Source organism: Acidovorax sp. 22279, assembly GCF_052045435.1.
In the GTDB taxonomy this organism is placed as follows: Bacteria; Pseudomonadota; Gammaproteobacteria; order Burkholderiales; family Burkholderiaceae_C; genus Acidovorax; species Acidovorax delafieldii.
This window is the reverse complement of record NZ_JBQEOV010000031.1, coordinates 1-8,037: the sequence shown is the minus strand read 5'-3', so window position 1 is coordinate 8,037 and position 8,037 is coordinate 1. Positions and strand designations below refer to the sequence as shown.

Below are 8,037 nucleotides of genomic sequence, written 5' to 3'. Positions count from 1 at the left end.
TTCAGCGTGGCCGACTATGGGCTGGAAGCGGATCTGTTCACGGCTGTGCCTGAACTGGTCAAGGCCGTCTGAGCCCCGCAGATCACAGGCACAGACCATTCGATGGGATCTGAATGCTATAAAAAATATAGCTTTTAGCGCTTGTTCGACGAGCGCTGAGGCTGCTTTTTATACCTATAAATCAGCAGGAGACAAAACCATGACCACATTCCTTTCCCGTCGCAGGCTTGTCCAGGCCACTGGCGCAGCGCTCGCCAGTGCGGCATTGCCAGCACTGGCCCAAACCAGTTGGCCCAGCCGCCCGATTCGCATCATCGTGCCGTACACGGCGGGCGGGTTTACCGACCAGATGGCGCGTCTGCTGACGGTAGGCCTGCAAAAGCAATTCGGTCAGTCGGTTGTCATCGACAACAAACCCGGCGCGAACAGCATCATCGGCGTGGATGCCGTCGCCAAGTCCGCCCCGGACGGTCAAACCTTTGGTGTGGTCATTCCGGCCTTTACCGCCAACACCACGCTATACCCCAAGCTGCCCTACAACCCGCGCAAGGACCTGATGGGCGTGTCGCTGCTGGGTGTTTCTCCGTTGGTGGCGGCGGTGGCGCCCAATGCACCGTTCAAGACGGTGAAGGAACTCGTGGCCTATGCCAAGGCCAACCCTGGCAAGGTGAGTTTTGCCTCATCAGGCACAGGCTCTGCCGCGCACCTCACCAGCGAGCTGCTCAAGTCACTGACCAAGACCTTCATGGTCCACATTCCCTACCGCGGCGCAGCCCCGGCGTTGACGGACTTGCTCGGCGGCCAGGTGCCCCTGTTCCTCGACCCTCCGCCCAACCTGATCCAGCCCGCCAAGGCAGGCCGCATCACCCTCATCGGCGTGGCCAGCGAAAAGCGCTTGCCCATGTTGCCTGACGTGCCGACCTTCATCGAGCAAGGCGTGCCCGGCATGTTGGGCAGTACCTGGGCCAGCATGATTGCACCCGCAGGGACGCCGCGCGACATCGTCAAGCGCATGTCGGACGCCGTGAACGCCATCATCCAGAGTGATGAAACCAAGGCCAAACTCGACACCATGGGCACCTTTGGTGAAGGCACCACGCCCGAGGCTTGCGACGCCTTTTTGGCGGCTGAAACGACCAAGTGGGGCAAGGTGATCCGCGACGCGGGTGTCACGCTGGACTGAGAAGGCGTGCGCCGGCCTGGCCTGATGGCCAGGATTTACGCGTACCGCTTGGCCCGCAGGTTTTCCTTCATCTGCTGCAGGATGGGCTGCAGCGAGCTGCCGATGCGCAGCGCCACGCAGGTGGCCAGCACGTCGATGATGAGCAAGTGCATGAGGCGCGACACCATGGGGCTGTAGCGGTCGTAGCCCTCGGGGTGGTCGGCCGCCAGATGGATCTGGCAGGTGCTGGCCAGGGGCGAGCCGCTGGCGGTGATGACGATGGTGGTGGCACCGTTGCGGCGGGCGATGTCTGCCGCGTCCATCAGGTCGCGGGTGCGGCCCGAGTTGGAGATGATCACGGCGCAGTCGCCTGGCCCCAGCAGGGTGGCGCTCATCACCTGCATGTGGCCGTCGCTGCTGGCAATCGAGGTCACGCCCAGGCGGAAAAACTTGTGCTGCGCGTCCTGCGCCACGATGCCCGAGTTGCCCACGCCGTAGAACTCGATGCGTTTGCCTTTCTTCCACGTGTCGGCAATGGCCTCGGCCGCACGTTCGATGGCCACGGTGCTGGCCGCGTTCCGGTATTGCAGGAACGCTGCCACGGCGTTGTCCACCACCTTCACCAGCACGTCACCGGTCTTGTCGTCGGCATCCACGCTGCGGTGGATGAAGGGCACGCCTTCGCTCACACTGCCTGCCAGCTTGAGCTTGAAGTCCGCCAGCCCGTCGTAACCCATGCTGCGGCAAAAGCGCACCACGGTGGGCTTGCTCACATGCGCGCGCTCGGCCAGCTCGCGCACGGGCAGGCGGGCGAAGGTGCGGGGGTCGGTCAGCACCAGCTTGGCCACGCGCTGTTCGGCGGGGGCCAGCGAGGGCAGGGAGGCGGTGATGCGGTCGAGCATGTCAGTCTGTGAAGGCAGGGCAGGCTGCGCAGGGGGCCTTGGAAGGGGCTTGGGTGGACGCTTCATCCACCGGCTGTGCGCGCGGTGGTGGGGCCATCTGCGTTTAATGTAACTCGGTTCCCAAAGGTATGGGGCCCGCGCAATCCCTGCCTTTCAACCTGCTTGCACGGGGCCTGGGCGTTTCCCCCCTGGCCCGGGTAGGCCCTGCACGCATAGCATCCTCCATCACGTTATCCAGATACTGAGGAGCCTTCCATGCGCAAACCCTTGCTGACAAAACTTCTGGCCGGTGCGGCCCTGGTGGCTGCTGCGTCGGGCAGCTGGGCCCAGGGCCAGGTCAACATCATCTGCTCGGTGCAGGCCGAGTGGTGCAACCTGATGTCCACGGTGTACGCCAAGACCACTGGCACCAAGGTCAACATGACGGCCAAGGGATCGGGCGAGGCGCTGGCGCAGCTCAACGCCGAGCGCGCCAACCCCAAGACCGACATCTGGTTTGGCGGCACAGGCGACCCGCATCTGCAGGCGGCCGAGCAGGGCCTGACGCTCGAATACAAGTCGCCCCAGCTGGCGCAGCTGTACCCTTGGGCACAAAAGCAGGCGGCCGATTCCAAGTATCGCACCGTGGGCGTGTACCTGGGCCCGCTGGGTTTTGGCTACAACAAGGAGCTGCTGGCCAAGCGCAAGCTCAACCCCCCCCAGTCATGGGCCGACCTGCTCAAGCCTGAATTCAAGGGCGAGGTCCAGATGGCCAACCCGGCCTCTAGCGGCACCGCCTACACCATGATCGCCACGCTGGTGCAGATCATGGGCGAGGAAAAGGCGTTTGAATACCTCAAGGCCCTGCACCCCAACATCAGCGCGTACACCCGTTCAGGCACGGCGCCTGTCAAGGCGGTTGCACGCGGCGAGACCACGGTGTCCGTGAGCTTCGTGCACGACGTGACCACCGAGGCGGTCAACGGCTTCCCCGTGGGCTCGGTCACACCTTCTGAAGGTACCGGCGCCGAGGTGGGCTCCATGAGCATCGTCAAGAACGGCCCCAACACCGAGGCCGCCAAGAAGTTCTATGAATGGGCGCTCACGCCGGGTGGTCAGCAGTTTGGCCTGGCGGCCAAGCAGTTCCAGCTGCCCAGCAACACGCAGGTGCCCAAAGACCCGCGCATGACCGATCCGGCCAAGATGAAGCTCATCAACTACGACTACGCCAAATACGGCGCCAGCGCCGAGCGTCGCCGCCTGATTGCGCGCTGGGAAAAAGACGTACAAAACGCAACGCGCTAAGGGGTGGTGGTGTCGGCAGCAGCGGCGGCGCACGCAACCCTTCGGACCAGGACTCCCGGTGCCTCGGTCAACCGGCCCCTGTGGGTCTGGCTGGCCATGGGCGTACTGGGGTACCTGGTGTTCCCCTGGTATGCACAGCAGGACGCCAATGGCCTGCTGGCGGTGGGCCAGGTCTTCAGCAGCGAGCAGGCGGCCAACGGGCTGATGCAGGCGGCCTTGTTCGGGCGCCCCTGGCTGTGGCTGGGCCTCGCCGGGCTGGTGGTGGCGGGCCTGGGGGCCTGCCTGCCCGCCGGGCGCAAGCAGGGTGCCCTGCTGGTGGCGGGGGGTGCGCTGGGGCTGGCGGCCCTGCTTCTCAGCGGCTTTGCGATTGGCGCGCGCGGCTGGGCGTTTGAATGGATGAACAACAGCCTGGGCGAACTGGGCGCGCGCCAGCCCGGCATGGGCTGGGGCGGGTTTGTGGTGCTGTCGGCGCTGCTGGTGCTGCTGTCTTTCGGGGTGGCGCGGCGGGGCTTCTTCAAGGGCGACCTGTTCGTGGCTGCGGCAGTGGTGGGCTGTGGCAGCCTGCTCGCGCTGTTCATCGTGTTCCCGGTGCTCAAGGCGCTGTCGGCTGCGTTTTTTCTGGAGGACGGCCCGTTCTCGCTGGCCGTGGTGTGGGAGCGCATTGCGCACGAGCGCAACTTCAGCCTGTCGTGCCTGGCGGGCGGCCAGCGCTGCGGTGTGGCCTGGAACACGCTGTTCCTGGGGCTAATGACCGCCACCAGCACCACGCTGCTGGGCACCTTCATGGCGCTGATGGCCGAGCGCGCCTCGCGCCGCTATGCGCGGCCGCTGAACATCGTGGCGCTGCTGCCCATCATCACGCCGCCGTTTGTGGTGGGCCTGGGGCTCATCCTGCTGTTCGGCCGTGCGGGGGTGTTCAACCAGTTTCTGGAATACGCGTTTGGCATTACGCCGTCGCGCTGGTTCTACGGCTGGCTGGGCGTGTGGGTGGCGCAGACCTTTGCCTTCACACCCATTGCTTTCATGATCATGCGCGGCGTGGTGCAGGGCGTGGCGCCCAGTCTGGAAGAGGCCGCGCAAACGCTGCGTGCCAGCCCGCACCGCACCTTCATGACCGTGACCCTGCCGCTGCTCAAGCCGGGCCTGGCCAATGCGTTCCTGGTGGGCTTCATCGAAAGCATGGCCGACTTCGGCAACCCCATCGTGGTGGGCGGGCAGTTCTCGGTGCTGTCCACCGAAATCTTCTTTGCCATCGTGGGTGCGCAGTATGACCAGGGCCGTGCCGCGTCGCTGGCCTGGATCCTCACATTCTTTGCGCTCACCGTGTTCGCCATCCAGCGCGGCTTGCTGGGCAAACAGAACTTCACCACCGTATCGGGCAAGGGTGATGCAGGCATTGCCATGCCGCTGCCCACCGGTGTGCGCCGCGTGGTGCACTCGATTGCACTGCCCTGGATGGCGTTCACCCTCATCGTGTACCTGTTTGCACTGGCCGGTGGCTTTGTGCAGACCTGGGGGCGCGACTACACCATCACGCTGGCGCATTTCCGTACCGCGTTCAGCGTGGAATGGGGCGAGTTTGGTGTGGTGTGGGCGGGCACAGCGTGGAACTCGTTCTTCACCACGCTCAAGCTCGCGGCCATCTCGGCGCCGCTCACGGCCACGCTGGGCATCGGCATTGCGTGGCTGCTGGCGCGCACCGAGTTCCGGGGGCAGGGCGCGTTCGAGTTTGCAGCGCTGCTGGCTTTTGCCATTCCCGGCACGGTGCTGGGCGTGAGCTACATCCTGGCGTTCAACGTGCCGCCGTTCGAGCTGACGGGCACGGCCCTCATCATCGTGCTGTGCTTCATGTTCCGTAACCTGCCGGTGGGCGTGCGTGCGGGCACGGCGGCGTTCAAGCAGCTGGACCGGTCGCTGGATGAAGCGTCCGTCATGCTGCGCGCAGGTAGCGTGCAGACGTTGCGCCACGTGGTGCTGCCGCTGCTCAAGCCCGCGCTGGTGGCGGCACTGGTCTACAGCTTTGTGCGTGCCATCACTACCGTGAGCGCGGTGATCTTCCTGGTCACGGCCGAGAACGAGCTGGCCACCACCTACATCATCGGCCGCGTGGGCAATGGCGACTATGGCGTGGCGCTGGCGTACTGCACGGTGCTCATCGTCCTTATGTCGGCCTCCATCGGACTCATTCAGCTGCTGGTGGGTGACCGCAAACTGGGCCGCCGTGGAGCCGCTCCCGCTGCGCACTGACCCCTCTGACAAAAAAGAAAACACGCCATGAACAACAATGACGCGGGCATCGTGTTCCGCAACATCACCAAGCGCTACGGCAGCGACAGCAGCGCGGCCCTGGCCGTCAAAGGCATCAGCTTTGAGGTGCCGCGCGGCACGCTCACCACCATCCTCGGCCCCTCGGGCTGCGGCAAGACCACCACCTTGCGCATGATCGCGGGGCTGGAGTCGCCCACCTCGGGCGAGATCTTCATTGCCGGCAAGGACGTGACCACACTCGGCCCCGCGCAGCGCAACGTGAGCATGATGTTCCAGAGCTACGCGCTGTTCCCACACATGAACGTGGTGGAAAACGTGATGTACGGCCTGCGCATGTCGGGCCAGCCCAAGGAGCAGGCACGCACCAAGGCGGTGGAGGCGCTGCGCGGCGTGGGCCTGGTGGGCTATGACGACCGCCTGCCCAGCGAGCTGTCTGGTGGCCAGCAGCAGCGCGTGGCCCTGGCCCGCGCGCTGGTGCTGGAGCCCGAGGTGCTGCTGTTTGACGAGCCCTTGTCCAACCTCGACGCGCGCCTGCGCCGCGAGATGCGCGAAGAGATCCGTGCGCTGCAGCAGCGCCTGTCGCTCACGGTGGCTTACGTCACGCACGACCAGGCTGAGGCCATGGCGGTGAGCGACCAGATCATCGTGATGAACCAGGGCCTGATTGCACAAAAGGGCTCGCCCCGCGCGCTGTATGAAACCCCGCACAGCGAATTCGTCGCGGGCTTCATGGGCGAGGCCATGCTGTTCCCGGCCGTGGCCGACGCTGACGGCACGGTGGCGCTCGGCCCACTGGTGTTGCGCCCCCGCATGGCGGTGAAGAGCGGCCCGGTGAAGGTGGCGGTGCGCCCTGAGGCCTGGCGCATTCACCGCCAGGGCGAGGGCCTGCTGCCCGCGCGGCTGGACAAGCGGGCCTACCTGGGCGCCGTGTACGAATACACCTTCGAGACCGCGCTGGGCCATATTTTTGTGGTGTCGTCCGACCTGGACGATGTGCTGGCTGTGGGCGACGCGGTGCAGCTGAGCCTGGGTGCCCACGGCGTATCAGTGGTTGGTAGTACCGAAGGCGCCCGGACCAATGCGGAATAATGGCGCCATGACGAACCAACTCGACGCCCTCAAACAGTTCACCACCGTGGTTGCCGACACCGGCGACTTTCTGCAACTGGCCCAGTTCCGTCCGCAGGACGCCACGACCAATCCCTCGCTGATTCTCAAGGCGGTGCAAAAGCCCGAATACGCACCGCTGCTCAAGGACACCGTCGCCAAGTGGCAAGGGCGTGCGATGGACGAGGTGATCGACCGCCTGCTGGTGCGTTTTGGTTGCGAGATCCTGACCCACGTGCCCGGCCGTGTTTCCACCGAAGTGGATGCCCGCCTGAGCTTTGACACCAGCGCCACCGTCACGCGCGCCGAGCGCATCATCGAGCTGTACCAGGCCGAAGGCATCCACATCGACCGCGTGCTCATCAAGATCGCGGCCACGTGGGAAGGCATCCAGGCCGCCGCCCAGCTGGAGCGCAAGGGCATCCACACCAACCTCACGCTGCTGTTCTCGTTCGCCCAGGCTGTGGCCTGCGGCCAGGCCAAGGTGCAGCTGATCTCGCCGTTTGTGGGCCGTATTTACGACTGGTACAAGAAGCAGGCAGGCGCGAGCTGGGACGAGGCCGCGCGCGCGGGCGCCAACGACCCGGGCGTGCAGTCTGTCACGCAGATCTACAACCACTACAAGCGTTTCGGCATCGCCACCGAGGTGATGGGCGCGAGTTTCCGCAATGTGGGGCAGATCACGGCGCTGGCCGGGTGCGACCTGCTGACCATTGCGCCCGAGCTGTTGGCGCAGCTGGCTGCGAGTGATGCACCGTTGCAGCGGGCGTTGGATGCGGAGGCTGCCAAGGGCATGGACTTGCCTGCGGTGAACTATGACGAGGCGGGGTTCCGGTTTGCGCTGAATGAGGATGCGATGGCGACCGAGAAGCTGGCTGAGGGGATTCGGGCGTTTGCGGTGGATGCGGTGAAGCTGGAGAAGCTGATCCTCGCGGCTTGAACTCGGGCTTCATTTTTTTGAGCGGCTGGTGCCTGGGTTGTGGGCGCTGGCCGTTTTTGTTTTAGGGGGGCTCTGGGGAGCACATCGCGCAGCATGCTTGTGTTGAGGGTGGAGGCCGGGAGTCGCCCGGCGTGCGAGTAACTTTCTTTTGCTTCGCCAAAAGAAAGTCACCAAAGAAAAGGCGACCCCCAGTCTGCGACCCCCACGCGGTGCGTGGGGGCAAACCTGCAGCGGTGCGGCTGCGGGGTGCGCCGTGGAACTCGCTTTGCGCTGCGCGCGCCGCTCAGACATCCACGGCGAGTCAGTTGACGAGGCATGGGCGCTCCGACGCCCATGCTCACCCCGCAACCGCCCCGCCGCAGGCGCAGCCAGCA

General features: G+C 65.2%; 6 protein-coding genes. 5 read left to right on the top strand and 1 reads right to left on the bottom strand.

Going from position 1 to position 8,037, the window contains the following annotated elements; translation table 11 throughout:
• Positions 1-199: 199 nt before the first annotated feature.
• A complete protein-coding gene (locus ACTJKQ_RS24390) occupies positions 200-1,183 on the top strand; it encodes a tripartite tricarboxylate transporter substrate binding protein (RefSeq protein ID WP_440598348.1) in 984 nt (327 codons plus the stop codon).
• 35 nt (positions 1,184-1,218) lie between these two features.
• Here the strand turns inward: ACTJKQ_RS24390 and ACTJKQ_RS24385 are convergent, their stop codons facing one another.
• Positions 1,219-2,064: a MurR/RpiR family transcriptional regulator gene (locus ACTJKQ_RS24385; RefSeq protein ID WP_056058413.1), complete on the bottom strand. Its 846-nt coding sequence runs from the start codon at positions 2,062-2,064 to the stop codon at positions 1,219-1,221.
• A 255-nt stretch (positions 2,065-2,319) separates the two neighbouring features.
• On the opposite strand from ACTJKQ_RS24385, the gene ACTJKQ_RS24380 reads away from it, so the two are divergent.
• From ACTJKQ_RS24380 to tal, 4 genes are all read left to right on the top strand, one after another.
• The gene (locus tag ACTJKQ_RS24380; RefSeq protein ID WP_121943770.1) at positions 2,320-3,348 is read left to right on the top strand and encodes an ABC transporter substrate-binding protein; all 1,029 of its coding nucleotides are present in this window, start codon (positions 2,320-2,322) and stop codon (positions 3,346-3,348) included.
• Positions 3,349-3,444: 96 nt separating this feature from the next.
• On the top strand, positions 3,445-5,595 hold the full coding sequence (locus tag ACTJKQ_RS24375; RefSeq protein WP_235511552.1) for an ABC transporter permease: 2,151 nt from the start codon (positions 3,445-3,447) through the stop codon (positions 5,593-5,595).
• Positions 5,596-5,622: 27 nt separating this feature from the next.
• Positions 5,623-6,705: an ABC transporter ATP-binding protein gene (locus ACTJKQ_RS24370; protein WP_440598347.1), complete on the top strand. Its 1,083-nt coding sequence runs from the start codon at positions 5,623-5,625 to the stop codon at positions 6,703-6,705.
• 7 nt (positions 6,706-6,712) lie between these two features.
• Positions 6,713-7,663: a transaldolase gene (gene tal, locus ACTJKQ_RS24365; RefSeq protein ID WP_116748975.1), complete on the top strand. Its 951-nt coding sequence runs from the start codon at positions 6,713-6,715 to the stop codon at positions 7,661-7,663.
• The last annotated feature ends 374 nt before the right edge of the window (positions 7,664-8,037 follow it).